This is a genomic window from Aquabacterium humicola, assembly GCF_030167915.1.
GTDB classification, from domain to species: domain Bacteria; phylum Pseudomonadota; class Gammaproteobacteria; order Burkholderiales; family Burkholderiaceae_C; genus Pseudaquabacterium; species Pseudaquabacterium humicola.
Genome location: NZ_JARGNB010000011.1, coordinates 38,270 through 57,384 on the forward strand (window position 1 = coordinate 38,270; position 19,115 = coordinate 57,384).

14 protein-coding genes are annotated in these 19,115 nt (G+C 69.2%); 8 read left to right on the forward strand and 6 right to left on the reverse strand.

All coding sequences use genetic code 11. The features are described from left to right. Positions 1-4 precede the first annotated feature (4 nt). Positions 5-1,234, forward strand: a complete 1,230-nt coding sequence (gene argJ, locus P1K89_RS30380) for a bifunctional glutamate N-acetyltransferase/amino-acid acetyltransferase ArgJ (protein ID WP_284620299.1) — start codon at positions 5-7, stop codon at positions 1,232-1,234. 104 nt (positions 1,235-1,338) lie between these two features. Here the strand turns inward: argJ and P1K89_RS30385 are convergent, their stop codons facing one another. Beyond that, positions 1,339-3,978: a S8 family serine peptidase gene (locus P1K89_RS30385; RefSeq protein WP_284620300.1), complete on the reverse strand. Its 2,640-nt coding sequence runs from the start codon at positions 3,976-3,978 to the stop codon at positions 1,339-1,341. Positions 3,979-4,346: 368 nt separating this feature from the next. Between P1K89_RS30385 and P1K89_RS30390 the strand changes: the two genes are divergently transcribed. Together P1K89_RS30390 and P1K89_RS30395 are read left to right on the forward strand one after the other, a co-directional pair. After that, positions 4,347-4,931 carry a PEP-CTERM sorting domain-containing protein gene (locus tag P1K89_RS30390; RefSeq protein ID WP_284620301.1) on the forward strand — a complete coding sequence of 195 codons (585 nt, stop codon included), beginning with the start codon at positions 4,347-4,349 and terminating at the stop codon, positions 4,929-4,931. A gap of 224 nt (positions 4,932-5,155) precedes the next feature. Continuing rightward, positions 5,156-6,457: an MFS transporter gene (locus P1K89_RS30395; protein ID WP_284620302.1), complete on the forward strand. Its 1,302-nt coding sequence runs from the start codon at positions 5,156-5,158 to the stop codon at positions 6,455-6,457. Positions 6,458-6,540: 83 nt separating this feature from the next. Here the strand turns inward: P1K89_RS30395 and ugpQ are convergent, their stop codons facing one another. The 5 genes from ugpQ to ugpB all read right to left on the reverse strand — a co-directional run bounded on the left by ugpQ (position 6,541) and on the right by ugpB (position 11,594). Then, positions 6,541-7,281 (reverse strand): glycerophosphodiester phosphodiesterase, encoded by a 741-nt coding sequence (gene ugpQ / locus P1K89_RS30400; RefSeq protein ID WP_284620303.1) that lies wholly within the window; start codon positions 7,279-7,281, stop codon positions 6,541-6,543. Further along, complete coding sequence (locus P1K89_RS30405; RefSeq protein WP_284620304.1) at positions 7,278-8,345, reverse strand: sn-glycerol-3-phosphate import ATP-binding protein UgpC; 1,068 nt, start codon at positions 8,343-8,345, stop codon at positions 7,278-7,280. The genes ugpQ and P1K89_RS30405 overlap by 4 nt, the downstream gene beginning before the upstream one ends. 12 nt (positions 8,346-8,357) lie before the next feature. After that, positions 8,358-9,206, reverse strand: a complete 849-nt coding sequence (gene ugpE, locus P1K89_RS30410; protein WP_284620305.1) for a sn-glycerol-3-phosphate ABC transporter permease UgpE — start codon at positions 9,204-9,206, stop codon at positions 8,358-8,360. Positions 9,207-9,227: 21 nt separating this feature from the next. After that, positions 9,228-10,115: a sn-glycerol-3-phosphate ABC transporter permease UgpA gene (ugpA, locus tag P1K89_RS30415; protein WP_284620306.1), complete on the reverse strand. Its 888-nt coding sequence runs from the start codon at positions 10,113-10,115 to the stop codon at positions 9,228-9,230. Positions 10,116-10,280: 165 nt separating this feature from the next. Then, on the reverse strand, positions 10,281-11,594 hold the full coding sequence (gene ugpB, locus P1K89_RS30420; RefSeq protein ID WP_284620307.1) for a sn-glycerol-3-phosphate ABC transporter substrate-binding protein UgpB: 1,314 nt from the start codon (positions 11,592-11,594) through the stop codon (positions 10,281-10,283). Between the two features lie 256 nt (positions 11,595-11,850). Here ugpB and P1K89_RS30425 point away from each other — a divergent pair, with 256 nt between their 5' ends. The 5 genes from P1K89_RS30425 to epsE all read left to right on the forward strand — a co-directional run bounded on the left by P1K89_RS30425 (position 11,851) and on the right by epsE (position 19,100). Continuing rightward, positions 11,851-15,798 carry a DUF3683 domain-containing protein gene (locus P1K89_RS30425; protein WP_284620308.1) on the forward strand — a complete coding sequence of 1,316 codons (3,948 nt, stop codon included), beginning with the start codon at positions 11,851-11,853 and terminating at the stop codon, positions 15,796-15,798. A 144-nt stretch (positions 15,799-15,942) separates the two neighbouring features. Next, complete coding sequence (locus P1K89_RS30430) at positions 15,943-16,359, forward strand: gamma-butyrobetaine hydroxylase family protein (protein ID WP_284620309.1); 417 nt, start codon at positions 15,943-15,945, stop codon at positions 16,357-16,359. 43 nt (positions 16,360-16,402) lie between these two features. Continuing rightward, a complete protein-coding gene (gene ubiE, locus P1K89_RS30435; RefSeq protein ID WP_284620310.1) occupies positions 16,403-17,134 on the forward strand; it encodes a bifunctional demethylmenaquinone methyltransferase/2-methoxy-6-polyprenyl-1,4-benzoquinol methylase UbiE in 732 nt (243 codons plus the stop codon). Positions 17,135-17,148: 14 nt separating this feature from the next. Then, complete coding sequence (locus P1K89_RS30440; RefSeq protein WP_284620311.1) at positions 17,149-18,189, forward strand: EpsD family peptidyl-prolyl cis-trans isomerase; 1,041 nt, start codon at positions 17,149-17,151, stop codon at positions 18,187-18,189. Continuing rightward, positions 18,186-19,100, forward strand: coding sequence for a polysaccharide export protein EpsE (gene epsE, locus P1K89_RS30445; protein ID WP_284620312.1), 915 nt, complete (start codon positions 18,186-18,188; stop codon positions 19,098-19,100). Before P1K89_RS30440 ends, epsE begins: the two co-directional genes overlap by 4 nt. The last annotated feature ends 15 nt before the right edge of the window (positions 19,101-19,115 follow it).

The window sequence follows — 19,115 nt, forward strand, 5'->3', positions numbered from 1 at the left end:
CGCCATGCCCGTCAACCTCACCGCCCCGAATCCCGCCGACCTGCTGCCGGTGCCCGGTGTCGAGCTCGGCGTGGCGATGGCCGGCGTGCGCAAGGCCAACCGGCGCGACCTCGTCGTGTTCACGCTCGCCGAAGGCAGCGCGGTGGCCGGCGTGTTCACGAAGAACCGCTTCTGCGCGGCGCCGGTGCAGGTCTGCCGCGAGCACCTCGCGATGGGCAGCGCGGTGCGCGCGCTGCTGATCAACACCGGCAATGCGAATGCGGGCACCGGCGCCGACGGGCTCGCGCGGGCGCGGCGCAGCTGCGAAGCGCTGGCCGGACATCTCGGTGTGCAACCGCAGCAGGTGCTGCCGTTCTCCACCGGCGTGATCATGGAGACCCTGCCGGTCGAGCGCATCGAGGCGGGCCTGCCGGCCGCGCTCGCCGCGCGTCAGGCTGCTGGCTGGGCCGAGGCCGCGCAAGGCATCATGACCACCGACACGCTGCCGAAGGCCGCCTCGCGCCAGGTGCAGATCGGCGGCCGCACGGTCACGCTGACCGGCATCAGCAAGGGCGCCGGCATGATCCGGCCGAACATGGCGACGATGCTCGGTTTCGTCGCCACCGACGCGGTGATCGCGCCGGCGCTGTTGCAGCCGCTGGTCACCGAAGCCGCCGACGCGAGTTTCAACCGCATCACGATCGACGGCGACACCTCGACCAACGACTGCTTCATGCTGATCGCGACGCGGCAGGCCGGCCATGCCGAGATCACGTCGCTGGCCTCGGCCGACGCGCAGATCCTGCGCGACGCGCTGGTCTCGCTGGCGCAGCAGCTGGCGCAGGCCATCGTGCGCGACGGCGAGGGCGCGACCAAGTTCATCACCGTGCGCATCGACGGCGGACACGACGAGGCCGAGTGCCGTCGCGCCGCCTACGCGATCGCGCACTCGCCGCTGGTGAAGACCGCGTTCTACGCCAGCGATCCGAACCTCGGCCGCATCCTCGCGGCGGTGGGCTACGCCGGCATCGACGACCTCGACCAGGGGCTGATCGACCTCTATCTCGACGACGTGCACGTCGCGCGCCAGGGCGGCCGGCATCCCGACTACCGCGAGGAAGACGGCCAGCGGGTGATGAAGCAAAGCGAGATCGGCGTGCGCGTTCACCTGCACCGCGGCGCCGCCAGCGCGACGGTGTGGACCTGCGACTTCTCGCACGACTACGTCAGCATCAACGCCGACTATCGTTCATAGTCAGCGGCCACCGGACCGCCGTTCGAGCAGGAGAGAAACGGGCCCCACGGGGCCCGTCGACGTTCGCGCGGCCGCGGGCTTCGCCGCGGCCGTGTTGCCGATGCTCAGGGACGCGCCAGCGTCACCGGCGGCAGCGTGCGCACGTCCAGGTGCGCCGGGTTCGCCGGATCGCCCAGCGGCTTCAGCGCCGCGATGCGGATCAGGTAGGTGCCGTTGGGCTGCGTGCCCATCGACGTGTCGCCGTTCCACGAGAACGAGAAGAAGCCCGACGGCGTGGTATTGCGGCCGAGGAAGGTGTCGTCGCTGATCAGGCCGCGCGACTGCGTGCCCGTCGAGTCGAAGACCTCCACCGTCAGCCGCTGCGCCTGGTGGGCCAGCTGGAACAGCACCCACGGCACGTTGCCGCCGGCCATCGTGTAGCTGCAGCCGCCGGCCGGGCACTTGCTGAAGGTCGTGCCGGTCAGCGTCGCGAGCCACGGGAAGCCGTTGGCGCCCGCGCGCAGCACCTCGGTGGTCTGGTAGTCGCCCTTCAGGCCGCCGTAGGGCACCTGCAGCGGCATGCCCGCGCCTTGCGGCGTCAGCGTGATGTAGCCGCCGTAGAGGCTGCGGTCCGGCAGCGCAGCGTTGGCCGTCACCGTGGCGGTGACGGTGGCCGTGCCCTTGGCCGGCACGACGACGGGGTTGGCGCTGAAGCTCACCGTCGCCGGCGCATCGAAGACGCCGCTCAGCGTCCAGGCGGTCGCGCCGGCCGCGTTCGGTCCGGCCTGCACGCCCGAGACGTGGCCCATCGTGTAGGTCACCGGCGTCGCCGCATCGTTGCGGATCGTCAGCTTCTGCACCTTCGGGCCGGCCTGGCTTTCGCCGGTGGAGAACTTGTTCGGCACGACGAACTGCTGGCTCTGGATCGCGGCGACGATGTCGACCATGCCCGCGCCCTGGCGGAACGAGTGGTCGAGGAAGCCGAGCCCCGGGTTGCCCGACCAGTTCTTCGGCTTCGCGGTGTTCATCATCCGCGTGATCATGTTGATCGGCGGCGGGGCGGTGCGGCCGACGACCGGGCTGGAATTGCCCAGCGCCGCGGTGGGCACCGCCTGCAGGATCAGTGCGGCCGCGCCGGCGATGTGCGGCGAGGACATCGACGTGCCCGACAGCGTGGCCGAGCCGCCCAGCAGCAGCGGGTAGGTGGAGACGATGCCGCCGCCCGGCGCGCCGATGTCGGGCTTGAAGCTCAGGTCGGCGCCGAGGCCGAACGAGCTGAAGCCGGAGATCAGGCCGCCGGTGCCGAACGGGAAGCCGACGTAGTTGCCGGTCCAGGTCAGCTGCGTCGGGCCGGCGGCGATCAGGCCGTTGAGCGTCGCCCCCTGCGCCGCGGTGATCGCGACGACGGGGATCGTGATCGGCGGATCGGCGCCGGTCGGCGGCGCCACTGTCGGATTGATCGCCCCGGCCGCGTTGTTGTAGAGCACGACGCCGGCGGCCCCCGCGTTCTGGGCGTTGAAGGCCTTGTTGTAGAAGCCGCAGGTGCCGCGGCGGATCAGCACGACGGTGCCCGCGAGGCTGCCGGCCGGCAGTGCATTGCAGCCGTCGTTGGCGACCGTCGTATCGCCGGTGCGCGACATCGGCGACGAGCCGCTGCTCGGCGCGGTCGGCGAGCCGGTGGCCTGGTTGAAACCGTAGGGCGTGCCGGCCACGGTGAAGGCGCGCTGCGCGTTGTCGAACGACGCGGTGCCGATCACATGCTCGCCGAGGCCCGGCGCACCGGCGGCGAACAAGGCGTCCGGCGCGGAGCCGCCGGGGCCGTTGTTGCCGATCGAGTTGGCCATCACGACGCCCTTCTTCGCCAGCCGCGAGGCGGCCTGCGCGGTCGGGTACTGCGGCCACTGGGCGCGCGAGCCGATGCTCATGTTGATGACGTTGACGCCATCGAGCAGCGCGCGCTCCATCGCGGCGATCATGATGTCGGCGGTGGTGCTGCCGAAGCAGCCGAAGACGCGGTAGGCCGCCAGCTGGGCGCCCGGGGCCACGCCCTTGATGCCGCCGCCGTTGGCACCGACGATGCCGGCGACGTGAGTGCCGTGGCCACCCGAGGCGTTGGCGCCGGTAGCCGCGCAGTCGCGCGGGTCGCCGTCCGGCACCGGCGCGTTGCTGCCGTCGAAGGCATCGCCGACGAAGTCGTAGCCGGCGTAGATGCGTGCATTCGGGAACGGCGTGGTGCCCAGCGCGCCGGTGCCGCCGAAGGCCGGGTGGTCGACCTCGATGCCCGAATCGATGATGCCGACCTTCACGCCCGCACCCGTGAGCCCGAGCACGTTCTGCGCCGTGGCGGCACCGCTGAGGTTCAGTGCGGCGACGAGGTCGGGCGAGCTCGGCTCGACCACCGGCTGCGGCGCCTGGATCACCTCGACCGGATACAGCGCGCGCACGCCCGTCACCTTCGCAAGCTTCAGACGCTGGTCGGGCGACACCTCGACCGAGAAGCCGTTGAACAGCGTCTCGAAGTTGCGGCGTTGCACGAACTGAACGCCGGCGGCCTGCGCGGCCGCGAGGAACTTGGACTGTTCGGCGCGCACGCTGGTCTGCGTATTGCCGTCGGCGACGGTCTTGCCCGTCAACTCGACGAACCACAGGCGGCTGTTCTCGGCCGCGTCGGCCGGCACGGACTGCGCCAATGCCGGTGTCCCGGACGTCAGCGCGACCAGCACGGCCAGAGCCATGCGCGTGTGAGCAACTTTCGAAACGGGCATCGTCGGCTCCGGTAAGGAACGAAGTCACACATGTTGCCGAACGGGCCGGCGCTGGGATCGGTGCTTTCCCGACGCTCACGCGACGGCGCGACGGCCTTTACCTATGAAGCGCGCGTCCACGATCCCCCGCGAATGCGGGGACCGGTGCACCTTCGCCGACGACATTTCGGTAACAAACAGCGCTCGGCCGTTGCATGCGCATGGGCCGATACCCTGGGCAAACCCTTTGCGGGCAAGCCCTTCCACCGGTTCGCGGGGATTACTGAAGTGCAACACCTGCTGACACACTAGGCTTCTGGGCGGAGGCTGACAGCATCCGGTGATGCCTGGCGCGGCGGACGCTGACCTAACCATTGGAGCAATTGCGCATGGGACTGGAAGCACTCAAGCGATCTGCGATCGGTGCGGCCCTGGCCGCGGCGGCCCTCGCGGCCACGCCGGCCCAGGCCGGCATCGTGGTGGTCGATGTCAGCCTGATCTTCAGCAACGACGCGCTCGGCAGCGCCACCAACGAAGTTCTCTCGGTGGCCATCGGCGCCTGGCAGAACGTCGTCAAGGTGTCCTGGGACGTCGAGCTCTACGCCGACTCGCCGAGCTGGCTGTCGGAGATCTCGGTGGACATCTCCGGCGTCAACGGCAACGGCATCGCGCTGAGCCCCGGCGTCGGTGCCAACGTCTCGGGCGCGCAGGTCTTCGCCGGCAGTTTCGACCTGCTGGCCAATGCCCTCAACTTCCAGGCCGACGCGACGGGCAACCTGCGCCTCGAGTTCTTCGAGTCGTTCGACGATTTCACCAACGCGCCCCCCGACAACTGGGACGGCATCTGGCGCTCGGGCAGCATCACGATCGAAACCATCCCCGAACCGGCCACCTATGGCCTGATGGGCGTGGCCCTGCTGGGCGCGGCGTTCGCGTCGCGGCGCCGCCAGCGCGCGGACGCAGCGACCGCCTGAGCCGCCGCCGGGCCGCCCCAAGGCGGCTGAGGCCTTGCAGACCGCGCCGGTCCTTGCGGACCAGCTGTTCGCCAGGCGAGAACAGTCCGCCGGACTGTTCTCGTCCGGGCTCACCCCCCTTGGGGGGCAGGAGCGAAGCGACGTGGGGGCCTCGAGCCGCGAAGCGGCCACAATCCCCTGACTGCACGCGCCCCCACGAGGGGCCGTCGCGGGAAGGGGACGACTTGCACCACACCAAGACCACGAGCTGGCGAGACGCGCTGCGCACCTGGCTGCTGCCCGCGCCGAACGACCTGCTGCGCGACGGCACCTACCGGCGCCTGTTCTCGTCCATCCTGATCAGCTCGCTCGGCGGGCAGGTCACGATGCTCGCGCTGCCGCTGACCGCGGCGCTGCTGCTCGATGCGACGCCAACGCAGATGGGCTGGCTCACGGCGCTGGAGATCCTGCCCTTCGTGCTGTTCTCGCTGCCGTCGGGCGTCTGGCTCGACCGCGTGCGCAAGCTGCCGGTCTACATCGCCGGCGAGCTGACCATCGGCTGCGCGGTGGCCAGCGTGCCGCTGGCGTGGTGGATGGGCTGGCTGTCGATGGCCTGGCTCTACGTCGTCGGGTTCATGCTCGGCGCGGTCAACACCTCGGCCGGCAGCGCGGCGCAGATCGTGCTGACGCAGGTGGTGCCGCGCGAACGCCTGGTCGAGGCGCACGCGAAGAACGCGCTTGCCAATTCCAGCGCCGAGGTGGTCGGCCCGGGTCTGGCCGGCGCGCTGATCAAGCTGGTGGGCGCGCCGGTGGCGCTGCTGGTCGATGCGACGATGCTGCTGCTGTCGGCCTTCATCCTGCGCGGCGTGAAGGTGCACGAGGTGCGCGAGCCGCATCCCGATCCCGATTTCTGGCGCGACCTGAAGCAGGGCGTGCAGTTCGTGCGCAGCCAGCGCCTGCTGATCGCGCTGGCCACCGCGGTGGGCTGCTGGCAGTTGTGCCACAACGCCGCGCTGGTGGTGCAGATCCTCTACGCGACGCGCGAGCTGGGCCTGGGCGAGAACGCCATCGGCCTGTGCTACGTGGGCCTCGGGCTGGGCACGATCAGCGCCAGCGTCTTGGGCCACCGCATCAGCAAGCGCCTCGGCTCGGGGCCGACGCTGGTGGCGGGCTTCGGCATCTGCGGCGTCGGCTGGCTGCTGCCGGCGCTGATCCCGCCCGGGCCCTGGGGCGTCGCGGCTTTCGCGGCGATGCTGGTGTGCTTCGGCATCGGCGCGGTGCTGGTGTTCATCAACTTCCTGTCGCTGCGGCAGGCGGTCACGCCGGAGCCGCTGCTCGGCCGCATGACCAGCACGATGCGCTGGCTGATCCTGATTCCCGCCGGTCCTGGCGCGCTCTTCGGCGGCTGGCTCGGCGAGCACGCCAGCCTGCGCAGCACGTTGCTGTTCTCGGGGCTGACCGCGCTGCTGCTGGCGCTGCTGGCCTGGCGCAACGACGTGATCCGCAACGTGCGCCAGCTGCCGAAGCCGGCGCAGGCGGCGGTGTAGTCGACCCGCTCAGCCGCCGCCGGGCCGCCCCAAGGCGGCTGACCCCCCTCGGGGGGCAGGAGCGAAGCGACGTGGGGGTCCACTCAGGCGGGTGCGAAGCGGTCGACGGCGTCGGTGATCAGGCCGTCGATGCCCAGGGCCTTCAGGCGCTCGGCCTCGGCCACGTCATTCACCGTGTAGCACAGCGCGCGCAGGCCAGCGTCCCGAAGCTGCGTGCGCAGCACGTCGTCCATCAGCGTGTGCTTGCTGACGACGGCGACGACGCCCAGCGCCTGCGCGACGCCGAACCAGCCGTCCCACAGCGTGTCGAGCAGCAGCGCGCGCGGCAGCGCGGGCGCGGCCGCCTGCGCGGCGGCGAGCGCTTCGGGGCGGAACGAGCTCAGCAGCGGCGGCACCGGCTGGCCGGCCCACAGCCGCGTGGCGTGTTGCGCGACCAGCTCGCCGGTGCGCGCTTCCACGCCCGGCGTCGGCTTGATCTCGATGTTCAGCACGAAGCGGTTGTGCTGCACGTAGGCAGCGATCGCGGCCAGGGTCGGCATCGGCTCGCCGGCATAGGCGCGGCTGTGCCAAGCGCCGGCATCGAGCTGCGACAACGCCTCCCAGCGCCGGTCGCCGGCGTTGCCGGTCGCGGGCGTCGTGCGTTCCAGGGTCGCGTCGTGCAGCAGGAACGGCACCTCGTCGGCCGACAGCTTCACGTCGCACTCGAAGGCGCGGTAGCCATGCTGGGCGCCGAGCCGGAAGGCCGCCAGCGTGTTTTCCGGCGCCAGCTTGCCGGCGCCGCGGTGGGCGATCCACAGCGGGTACGGCCAATCGTCTCTGCTCATGCGCCGACTCGTTGTCCCGTTCCCGCGTCGAACCAGTGCAGGTGCTCGGGCGTGGCGTCCAGGCGCACGGTCTCGCCGAGCGCCGGCGACGGCAGCGTCGCGTCGATGCGCAGCGTGAACAGCGCGTCGCCCAGCCGGCCGTAGATCAGCCGCTCGGCACCGAGCATCTCGACCATCTCGACCTTCATCGGCCAGCGGCCGCTGGGGGTGAGGTCGGTGTGCTCGGGCCGCAGGCCGAGGATCAGCGTGCCGGCGCGCGGCGCGGCCACCGGCAGCGCCAGCTCGGCGTCGCCGACGATGAAGCGCGAGCCGTCGGCCTGGCCGGTGAGCAGGTTCATCGGCGGCGCGCCGATGAAGCCGGCGACGAAGGTGGTCGCGGGCTTCGAGTACACCGACTCGGGTGTGCCGATCTGCTCGATGCGGCCGGCATTCATCACGATCATGCGCTGCGCCAGCGTCATCGCCTCGACCTGGTCGTGGGTGACGAAGAGCGACGTCACACCGAGCTCCCGGTGCAGCTTCTGGATCTCCAGCCGCGTCTGCGCGCGCAGCTTGGCGTCGAGGTTGGACAGCGGCTCGTCGAACAGGAAGGCCTGCGGCTGGCGCACGATCGCGCGGCCCATCGCGACCCGCTGGCGCTGGCCACCCGACAGCTGGCGCGGCGTGCGGTCGAGCAGCGCGGACAGCTCGAGGATCTTCGCCGCCTTGTTGACGCGGGCGTCGATCTCGTCCTTCGGCACGCGCGCGATCTTCAGGCCGTAGGCCATGTTGTCGTACACGCTCATGTGCGGGTACAGCGCGTAGTTCTGGAAGACCATCGCGATGTCGCGATCGGCGGGCTCGACGTCGTTGACCACGCGCGGGCCGATCGAGATCTCGCCCTCGCTGATCTCCTCGAGCCCGGCCACCATGCGCAGCAGCGTGCTCTTGCCGCAGCCCGAGGGCCCCACGATGACGATGAACTCGCCGTCGGCGATGTCGGCCGACACGCCGTGGATCACCTGGTTGGCCTTCGGCCCGCGCCCGTAGCGCTTGATGACGTTGCGAATGGCAATCGCGCCCATCTCTTTTCCTTGTTATTTTTCCGTATCGACCAGGCCCTTGACGAACCACTTCTGCATACCGATGACCACCAGCGCCGGCGGCAGCATCGCCATCAGCGCGGTGGCCATGATCACGTTCCACTCGTTCTGCGCGTCGCCGCCGGAGATCATGCGCTGGATGCCCAGCACCACCGGGTACATGCTCTCGTCGGTCGTCACGAGCAGCGGCCACAGGTACTGGTTCCAGCCGTAGATGAACTGGATCACGAACAGCGCGGCGATCGAGGTCGACGACAGCGGCACCAGCACGTCCTTGAAGAAGCGCATCGGGCCGGCGCCGTCGATGCGCGCGGCCTCGACCAGCTCGTCGGGCACCGTCAGGAAGAACTGCCGGAACAGGAAGGTGGCGGTGGCCGAGGCGATCAGCGGGATCGTCAGGCCGGCGAAGCTGTTGAGCATGCCGAGGTCCGACACCACCTTGTAGGTCGGCGCGATGCGCACTTCCACCGGCAGCATCAGCGTGACGAAGATGGCCCAGAAGAAGACCATGCGGAACGGGAAGCGGAAGTAGACGATCGCGAAGGCCGACAGCAGCGAGATCGCGATCTTGGCGATGGCGATCACCAGCGCGGTGACCAGGCTCACGAACATCATGCGGCCCACCGGGGCCTTGCTGCCGGCCTGCGCGCCGCCGCCCCAGGCGGCGGCGATGCTGTCCCAGAAGTGGCCGCCGGGCAGCAACGGCATGGGCGCCTGCACGATGTCCTGCGCGGTGTGGCTGGTGGCGATGATCGTCAGGTACACCGGGAAGGCGACGATCAGCACCCCGATCAGCAGCACCGCGTGCGAGATGAAGCGCCCGACCTTGTCGCGTTCAACCATGGAAGAGTCCTGCCGGTCGCATCAGTAGTTGACCCGCCGTTCGACGTAGCGGAACTGGATCACCGTGAAGACCACGACGATGACCATCAGCACCACCGACTGCGCCGCCGAGCTGCCCAGGTCCAGGCCCTTGAAGCCGTCGTAGTAGAGCTTGTAGACGAGGATCTCGGTCTCCTTGCCGGGGCCGCCGTGCGTCGACGCGTCGACGATCGCGAAGGTGTCGAGGAACACGTAGACGACGTTGACGACGAGCAGGAAGAAGCTGGTCGGCGACAGCAGCGGGAAGACGATGCTCCAGAAGCGCCGCCACGGCCGCGCGCCATCGATCGCCGCGGCCTCGATCAGCGACTTCGGGATCGACTGCAGCCCGGCCAGGAAGAACAGGAAGTTGTACGAGATCTGCTTCCACACCGCGGCCATCACGATCAGCGCCATCGCCTGCTTGCCGTTGAGCAGGTGGTTCCAGTCGTAGCCCGCCGCGCGCAGGTACCACGCGACGACGCCGATGCTGGGCGCGAACATGAACAGCCACAGCACGCCGGCCACCGCCGGGGCCACCGCATACGGCCAGATCAGCAGCGTCTTGTAGGCGGTGGCGCCCTTGATCACGCGGTCGGCCATCACCGCGAGCAGCAGGCTCAAGGACAGGCCGATGCCGGCCACCAGCACCGAGAAGATCGCGGTGGTCCAGAAGCTCTCGAAGTAGGTGGCGTCGCCGAACAGGCGCTTGAAGTTCTCCAGGCCCACCCACTCGACGCTGGTGCCGAAGGCGTCCTGCTGCTGCAGCGACTGCACCAGCGCCTGGCCCGCGGGCCAGAAGAAGAACACCGCGATGACCGCCACCTGGGGCGCGAGCAGCGCCCAGGGCAGCCAGACCGACCGAAATCGAACGCGTTTTTCGGCGGCCATCAGCCGGCGCCGGGCCGCCCCAAGGCGGCTGAGGCCTTGCAGACCGCGCCGGTCCTTGCGGACCAGCCGTTCGCCAGGCGAGAACAGTCCACCGGACTGTTCTCGTCCGGGCTCACCCCCCTCGGGGGGCAGGAGCGAAGCGACGTGGGGGCTGACATCAGCAGCTCAGCTCTTGTTCGCTTTTTCGAAGCGCTCGAGCAGCTCGTTGCCGCGCTGCATCGCCGCTTCCAGCGCTTCCTTGGGCTGCTTCTTGCCCGACCAGACCTGTTCCATCTCCTCGTCGATCACGGTGCGGATCTGCACCATGTTGCCCAGGCGGATGCCGCGCGACTTGTCGGTGGTCTTGCGGATCATCTGCGTCACCGCGACGTCGGTGCCCGGGTTCTTCTTGTAGAAGCCGCTCTTCTCGGTCAGCTCGAAGGCCGCCTTGGTGATCGGCAGGTAGCCGGTGCGCTGGTGGCTCTTGGCCTGCACCTCGGGGCTCGACAGGTAGTTGAAGAAGGTCGCGACGCCCTTGTACTCGGCCGGCTTCTTGCCCGACATCACCCACAGGCTCGCGCCGCCGATCACCGTGTTCTGCGGTGCGCCGGTCACGTCGGGGTAGTAGGGCAGCGGCGCCATGCCGTAGGCGAACTTGGCGTTCTTCGACACGTTGCCGTAGAGCGCCGACGAGCCGGTGTACATCGCGCATTCGCCCGACGGGAAGGTGGCGTCCGGCGCGTTCGAGCGGCCCTTGTAGACGAACAGGCCCTGCTTGGCCATGTTGGCCAGGTTCTCGATGTGGCGCACGTGCAGCGGGGTGTTGATCGCCAGCCGCGTATCGGTGCCGCCGAAGCCGTTGTTCTTGGTCGCGAACAGCGTGTTGTGCCAGGCCGAGAAGCTCTCCAGCTGCGTCCAGCTCTGCCAGCTGGTGGTGAACGGGCACTTGTGGCCGCTGGCCTTGAGCTTCGCGGCGGCAAGCGCCACCTCGGGCCAGGTGCCCGGGGCCTTCTCGGGATCGAGGCCGGCCGCCTTGAACGCGTCTTTGTTGTAGTAGAAGATCGTCGTCGACGAGTTGAACGGCAGGCTCAGCATCTGACCGTTCGGCGCGGTGTAGTAGCCGGCCACCGCGGGCACGTAGGCCGCCGGGTCGAACTTCAGGCCCGAGTCCTTCATCACCTGCCCGACCGGCACGATGGCGCCTTTGCTGGCCATCATCGTCGCGGTGCCGACCTCGAACACCTGCAGGATGTGCGGCGCGTTGCCGGCACGGAAGGCGGCGATCGCCGCGGTCATCGACTGGTCGTAGGTGCCCTTGAACACCGGCACGACCTTGTAGTCCTTCTGGCTGGCGTTGAACTCGTTGGCGAGGTCGTTGACCCATTCGCCGAGCGCGGCGCCCATCGAGTGCCACCACTGGATCTCGACCTGGGCATGGACGGGCAGGGCAAAGGCGGCCAATGCGGCAGCGACACCAACGAGGCGGATGCGAGTTTTCATGATGAGTCTCCGACGGACACGGCGAGGATGAAGGCCGCGCAGTGTGTTCGAGTTTGATGACAACCCTGTTTCTGTCATAAGCCCGCGCCCCCGGGCACCGGGGGAAACCCGTCGGAACCCGCGGCGACGCGCAAGGTCCGCGAGGCGGCTTCAGGGTTCGCCCGGGGTTGAATGCTGCGCTGCGGTACCATACCGCGCCAGATGCGGCCCCCAGGCCCACTGGACGACAGCAAGCAGCAGCCAGCGCCTGGAACCGATGAACGCACCGCTCGTACTTCCCCCGACGACTGCCGGCGAACAGGACGCCGCCGCGCCGCGCCTGCGCGAGATCCCGTACAACTACACGTCGTTCTCCGACCGCGAGATCGTCATCCGCCTGCTTGGGCCGCGCGCCTGGGAAGTGCTGAACTCGCTGCGCGACGAGCGCCGCACCGGCCGCTCCGCCCGCATGCTGTACGAAGTGCTCGGCGACATCTGGGTCGTGCAGCGCAACCCGTACCTCGAAGACGACCTGCTCGACAACCCGAAACGGCGCCAGCTGCTGATCGATGCGCTGAACCATCGCCTCAACGAGGTCGAGCGCCGCCGCACGCCGGACGTCGATCCCGCGCGCGACGCCAAGGTCGGCGAGCTGGTGGGCGCCGCGCGCATCGCGGTGCAGCAGTTCGCGACGCACTTCTCCACCGTGTGGGACCTGCGCCAGCGTGCGCGCAAGGTGCTGTCGAAGCACACCGCGAAGGACAACATCAAGTTCGACGGCCTGTCGCGCGTGTCGCACGTGACCGATGCGACCGACTGGCGCGTCGAGTATCCGTTCGTCGTGCTGACGCCCGACAACGAGGCCGAGATGGCCGAGCTGGTGCGCGGCTGCGTCGAGCTTGACCTGACGATCATCCCGCGCGGCGGCGGCACCGGCTACACCGGCGGCGCAGTGCCGCTGACCTGGAAGAGCGCGGTGATCAACACCGAGAAGCTCGAGCAGATGACCGAGGTCGAGCTGGTCGACCTGCCCGGCGTCGCGCACCCGGTGGCCACGATCTGGACCGGCGCCGGCGTCGTCACGCAGCGCGTGGCTGATGCGGCCGAACGCGCGGGTTATGTCTTCGCGGTCGACCCGACCTCGGCCGAGGCCTCGTGCATCGGCGGCAACATCGCGATGAACGCCGGCGGCAAGAAGGCCGTGCTGTGGGGCACCGCGCTCGACAACCTCGCCAGCTGGCGCATGGTGACGCCGGAAGCGAAGTGGCTGGAGGTCGTGCGCCAGGACCACAACCTCGGCAAGATCCACGACGCGCCGGTCGCACGCTTCGAGCTGCGCTGGTTCGACGCCACGGGCCAGAAGCTCGAGCGCAAGGAATGGCTGGAGATCCCCGGCTCGGTGTTCCGCAAGGAAGGCCTCGGCAAGGACGTCACCGACAAGTTCCTCGCCGGCCTGCCCGGCATCCAGAAGGAAGGCTGCGACGGCCTGATCACCAGCGCGCGCTGGATCGTGCACCGCATGCCCAAGCATGTGCGCACCGTCTGCCTGGAGTTCTTCGGCAACCCGAAGGAAGCGGTGCCGTCGATCGTCGAGATCAAGAACTTCCTGTTCGAGGACCAGAAGAAGGGCGGGGCGATCCTCGCCGGCCTGGAGCACCTCGACGACCGGTACCTGAAGGCCGTCGGCTACACGACCAAGAGCAAGCGCGGCGCGGCCAGCGGCGCGAACGTGCTGCCGAAGATGGTGCTGATCGGCGACATCGTCGGCGACGACGAGAACGCCGTTGCGCGCGCGGCCAGCGAGGTCGTGCGCATCGCCAACAGCCGCTCGGGCGAAGGCTTTACCGCCGTGTCGGCCGACGCGCGCAAGAAGTTCTGGCTCGACCGCAAGCGCACCGCGGCGATCGCCAAGCACACCAACGCGTTCAAGATCAACGAGGACGTGGTGATCCCGCTCGAGCGCATGGGCGAGTACACGCTGGGCATCGAGCGCATCAACATCGAGCTCAGCCTGCGCAACAAGCTGCAGCTGCTGGAGCGGCTGGAGCAGTTCTTCTCGCGCGGCTCGCTGCCGCTGGGCCGCGCCGACGATGCCGGCGAGATCCCCAGCGCCGAGCTGCTGGAAGACCGCGTGCAGCAGGCGCTGGCGCTGATCCGCGAAGTGCGCGCGCTGTGGCAGCACTGGCTCGACAACCTCGACCGGCCGGCCACCGGTTTCGGCGCGGCCGAGGACAAGCGCAGCTACTTCGAGCAGCTGCAGGACAAGACGCTGCGCGCCAGCTGGAAGCTGCAGGTGCTCAAGCCCCTGCAGGGCCTGTTCGCCGGCGCCGCGTTCACGCCGATCCTGGACGAAGCCAGGCGCATCCACAAGGACGTGCTGCGCGGCCGCACCTGGGTGGCGCTGCACATGCATGCCGGCGACGGCAACGTGCACACCAACATCCCGGTCAACAGCGACAACTACGAGATGCTGCAGACCGCGCACGAGGCGGTCGCGCGCATCATGGCGCTGGCGCGCAGCCTGGGCGGCGTGATCTCGGGCGAGCACGGCATCGGCATCACGAAGCTCGAGTTCCTGACCGAGGAAGAGACGCGCGAGTTCACCGCGTACAAGGCGCGCATCGATCCGGAAGGCCGCTTCAACAAGGGCAAGCTGCTGCGCGGCGCCGCGCTGCGGGCCTTCGGCGACGAGGTGCACCAGGCCGACCTGTCGCATGCCTACACGCCCAGCTTCGGGCTGATGGGCCACGAGTCGCTGATCATGCAGCAGAGCGACATCGGCGCGATCAGCGATTCGATCAAGGACTGCCTGCGCTGCGGCAAGTGCAAGCCGGTGTGCGCGACGCACGTGCCGCGCGCCAACCTGCTGTACAGCCCGCGCAACAAGATCCTCGCGACCTCGCTGCTGGTCGAGGCCTTCCTGTACGAGGAGCAGACGCGCCGTGGCGTCAGCCTGGCGCACTGGGAGGAGTTCGAGGACGTCGCCGACCACTGCACGGTGTGCCACAAGTGCCTGTCGCCGTGCCCGGTGAAGATCGACTTCGGCGACGTGTCGATGAACATGCGCAACCTGCTGCGCAAGATGGGGCAGAAGAGCTTCCGCCCGGCCGCGGCCCTGCAGTCCTTCATGATCGGGACGACGCAGCCGCAGGCGATCCGCATCGCGCATGCGGTCACCAACCTCGGCTTCAAGGCCCAGCGCCTGGGCCATGACGTGCTCAAGGTGATCGCGCGCAAGCAGACCCTGCTGCCGCCGGCGACGGTGGGCACCGCGCCGATCAAGGAGCAGGTGATCCACTTCGTCAACAAGAAGATGCCGGGCGGCCTGCCGAAGAAGACGGCGCGCGCGCTGCTCGACATCGAGGACCGCGACTACGTGCCGATCATCCGCGACCCGCGCACGACGACCAGCGAGACCGAGGCGGTGTTCTATTTCCCGGGCTGCGGCTCGGAGCGCCTGTTCAGCCAGGTCGGCCTCGCGACGCAGGCGATGCTGTGGCATGCCGGCGTGCAGACGGTGCTGCCGCCGGGTTACCTGTGCTGCGGTTATCCGCAGCGCGGTGCGGGACAGTTCGACAAGGCCGAGAAGCTCATCACCGACAACCGCGTGCTGTTCCACCGCGTCGCCAACACGCTGAACTACCTCGACATCAAGACCGTGGTGGTCAGCTGCGGCACCTGCTACGACCAGCTGCAGGGTTATGAATTCGAGAAGATCTTCCCCGGCTGCCGCATCATCGACATCCACGAGTACCTGCTCGAGAAGGGCATCCGGCTCGACGGCACCGGCGGCTACCTGTACCACGACCCCTGCCACAGCCCGCTGAAGCAGCAGGAGCCGATGAAGACGGTGAAGGCGCTGGTCGGCGAGGGCGTGATCAAGAGCGATCGCTGCTGCGGCGAGAGCGGCGGCCTGGCACTGAGCCGGCCCGACATCTCGACGCAGATCCGCTTCCGCAAGGAAGAGGAGATCCGCAAGGGCGAAGCCGCGCTGCGCGAGAAGGGCCTGGTGGGCACGTCCGCGAGCGAGCAGAACGTCAAGATCCTGACCTCCTGCCCGAGCTGCCTGATGGGCCTGTCGCGCTACGGCGAGGATCTTTCCAACGGCCTGCTCGAAGCCGACTACATCGTCGTCGAGATGGCGCGCAAGATCCTCGGCGAGGACTGGATGCCGCAGTACGTTGCGAAGGCCAACGACGGCGGCATCGAACGCGTGCTGGTCTGACGCTGCCGGGCCGGCGCGCGACGGGCAGGGGCCTGTTCGCGCCCGCGCGGGCAAGCCGGATGCCGGGGTGAAGCCCGGCGTAAGCCGGGATGACAGCAGAAATTACACTGCTGGCCCCGGTTTCTACAAGGCAAAGGCGTCGTCATGGCCCGTGCGAGCACCCCCTCTCCACAACCCACCGCGCTGACGCTGCACCAGGCGTCGCGGCTGCTCGAGATCGCCTTCGACGACGGCTCGACCTTCCGCATTCCCTTCGAGCTGCTGCGCGTCTATTCGCCCTCCGCCGAAGTGCAGGGCCACGGCCCGGGCCAGGAAGTGCTGCAGACCGGCAAGCGCGACGTCGACATCGTCGCGATCGAGCCGGTCGGCAACTACGCGGTCAAGCCCGTCTTCAGCGACGGCCACGAGACCGGCCTGTACTCGTGGACCTTCCTGCACCAGATCGGCTCGCAGCAGGACGCTTACTGGCAGCGTTATCTCGATCGCCTCGCCGCGGCCGGCGTCGACCGCGACGCGCCGATGCCGCAGAAGGACGCCGGCGGCGCCTGCGGCCACCACTGATCCCCGCATTTACCCCTTTCCTTCCCCTGCAAGGAGGCCCGTGATGGCCAAGACCCACTTCGGCTACGAAACCGTCGACGAGGCGGACAAGGCGCGCAAGGTGCGCGGCGTGTTCGACTCGGTCGCCAGCCGCTACGACCTGATGAACGACCTGATGTCCGCGGGCATGCACCGCGCGTGGAAGGCCTACACGATCGCCGTCGCGCAGGTGAAGCCGGGCCACCACGTGCTCGACATCGCCGCCGGCACCGGCGACCTGACCCGCGCCTTCGCGCGCCAGGTCGGCCCGCAGGGCCTGGTGGTGCACACCGACATCAACGAGACCATGCTGCGCACCGGCCGCGACCGGCTGATCGACGAAGGCCTCGCGCTGCCGACAGTGGTCTGCGATGCCGAGAAGCTGCCGTTCGGCAACGACCGCTTCGATCGCGTGTCGGTGGCCTTCGGCCTGCGCAACATGACACACAAGGAACAGGCGCTCACCGAGATGGGCCGGGTGCTGAAGCCGGGCGGCCGCCTGCTGGTGCTGGAGTTCTCCAAGGTGGCCGAGCCGCTGCGTAAACCTTACGACTGGTACTCGATGAACGTGCTGCCCTGGCTGGGCACGCTGGTTGCCGGGGATGCGGGGAGCTACCGCTACCTGGCCGAATCGATCCGCATGCACCCAGACCAGCAGACCCTCAAGGCGATGATGAAGACCGCTGGTTTCGGCCATGTCGATGTGCACAACCTGACGGCCGGTGTCGTCGCGTTGCACGTCGGAATCAAGTGCTGATGCGTCGGTGCCGCATGTCCGCCGCCGCTGAATCCTCCGTGCGCCTCGGCGCTGTCGCCTTCGCCGCGTTGATGGCCGTCGCGCTGGCGACGGGCTGCGGCGAGAAGAAGGACCGCGCCTCGCAGACGGCCGCCCGCGTCGATCGCGAGGAGATCACCGTCCACCAGATCAACTATGTGCTGCAGCAGCAGCGCAACCTCCGCCCCGAGCAGGCGGAGGCCGCCAGCCGCCAGGTGCTCGAGCGGCTGGTCGACCAGCAGCTCGCGCTGCAGAAGGCCGAGGAGCTCAAGCTCGACCGCGACCCGCGCGTGGTGCAGCAGCTCGATGCCGCGCGGCGCGAGATCGTGGCGCGCGCCTATGCCGAGAAGATCGGCGAAGCGGCGGCCCGGCCGACGCCCGAAGAGGTCAAGAAGTACTACGAGGACAAGCCGGCGCTGTTCAAGGAACGCCGCATCTACCAGCTGCAGGAGATCGTCATCGAGTCGCGGCCCGAGCAGATCGGCCCGCTGCGCGAGGCGCTGGGGCAGGCCAAGACCACCACCGATTTCATCGAGCACCTGAAGGCCAATGACTACCGCTTCGGCGCCAACCAGGCGGTGCGCGCGGCCGAGCAGTTGCCGCTGCAGAGCCTGGACACGCTGTCGCGCCTGAAGGACGGCCAGGCGGTGCTGACGCAGACGCCCACCGGCGCGACAGTGGTCGTGCTCGCCAGCTCGCGCACCCAGCCCATCGACGAGGACCGCGCGCGCCCGCTGATCGAGCAGTACCTGCTGGCCGACCGCAAGCGCAAGCTGGTCGAAGAGGACCTGAAGGCGATGCGCGCGGCGGCCAAGATCGAATACGTCGGCAAGTTCGCCACGCCTGCTCCGGCGGGCGGCACCGCGGCCTCGGCCGCGATGGCGGCGGAAGCGCCGGCGCCTGCGCCCGCCCTGACCGCGTCCGGCGCGGTCCCGGCGGTGGCGACACCGGCCGCGTCGGCCCAGGTGCTGCCGGCAGCCGCAAGCGGCGGCCTGTCAGACAGCGACATCAGCAAAGGCATGGGGTTGAAGAAATGAAGCGCGTCTCCACCGGCGCCCTGCGAGGCGCCTGCATGCTGTGCATCCTCGCCACTGGCACCGGTGGTGTGCTGGCCGCTCCGGCCACCGTCACCTCCGGCGCCGCGCCGCCGCGCGCGACGGTGACGGCGGCCGCGCCCGCGGCCGTGCCGGCCGCGATGCCCACCGCGACGCTGTCGCCCACCGAGGAGTACCGCCTCGGCGCCGGCGACGTGATCCGCATCAACGTCTACCAGAACCCGGACCTCTCGGTCGAGTCGCGCATCACCGACGGCGGCATCATCAGTTATCCTCTATTGGGCAATGTACGCGTGGGTGGCCAGACGGTGACGGCGGCCGAGAAGCTGCTGGCCGATGGCCTGCGCGCCGGCCAGTTCGTCAAGCAGCCGCAGGTGACGATCTCGGTGATGCAGGTGCGCGGCCACCAGGCCAGCGTGCTCGGCATGGTCAACCGGCCCGGCCGCTATCCGATCGAGCTTGCCAATACGCGGCTGTCGGACCTGCTGGCGCTGGCCGGCGGGCCGGCCGCGGCCGGCGCCGAGACGCTGGTGGTCACCGGCCAGCGCGGTGGGCAGCCGTTCCGCGTCGAGGTCGACGTGCCGACGCTGTTCACGCCCGCCGGGCGTGCGCAGGACATCCTGGTGCAGAACGGCGACACGGTGTGGATCGACCGCCAGCCGCAGGTCTACATCTACGGCGAGGTGCAGCGGCCCGGCCCGATGCGGCTGGAGCGCAACATGACGCTGATGCAGGCGCTGGCCACCGGCGGCGGCCTGACCCCCCGGGGCACCGACCGCGGCATCAAGGTGCACCGCAAGAACGGCGACGGCAAGGTGAGCGTCGTGCAGCCGGGCATGGACTACCGCATGCAGGACGGCGACGTGGTGTTCGTGCGCGAGAGCCTGTTCTGATCCCCTGACTCCGAG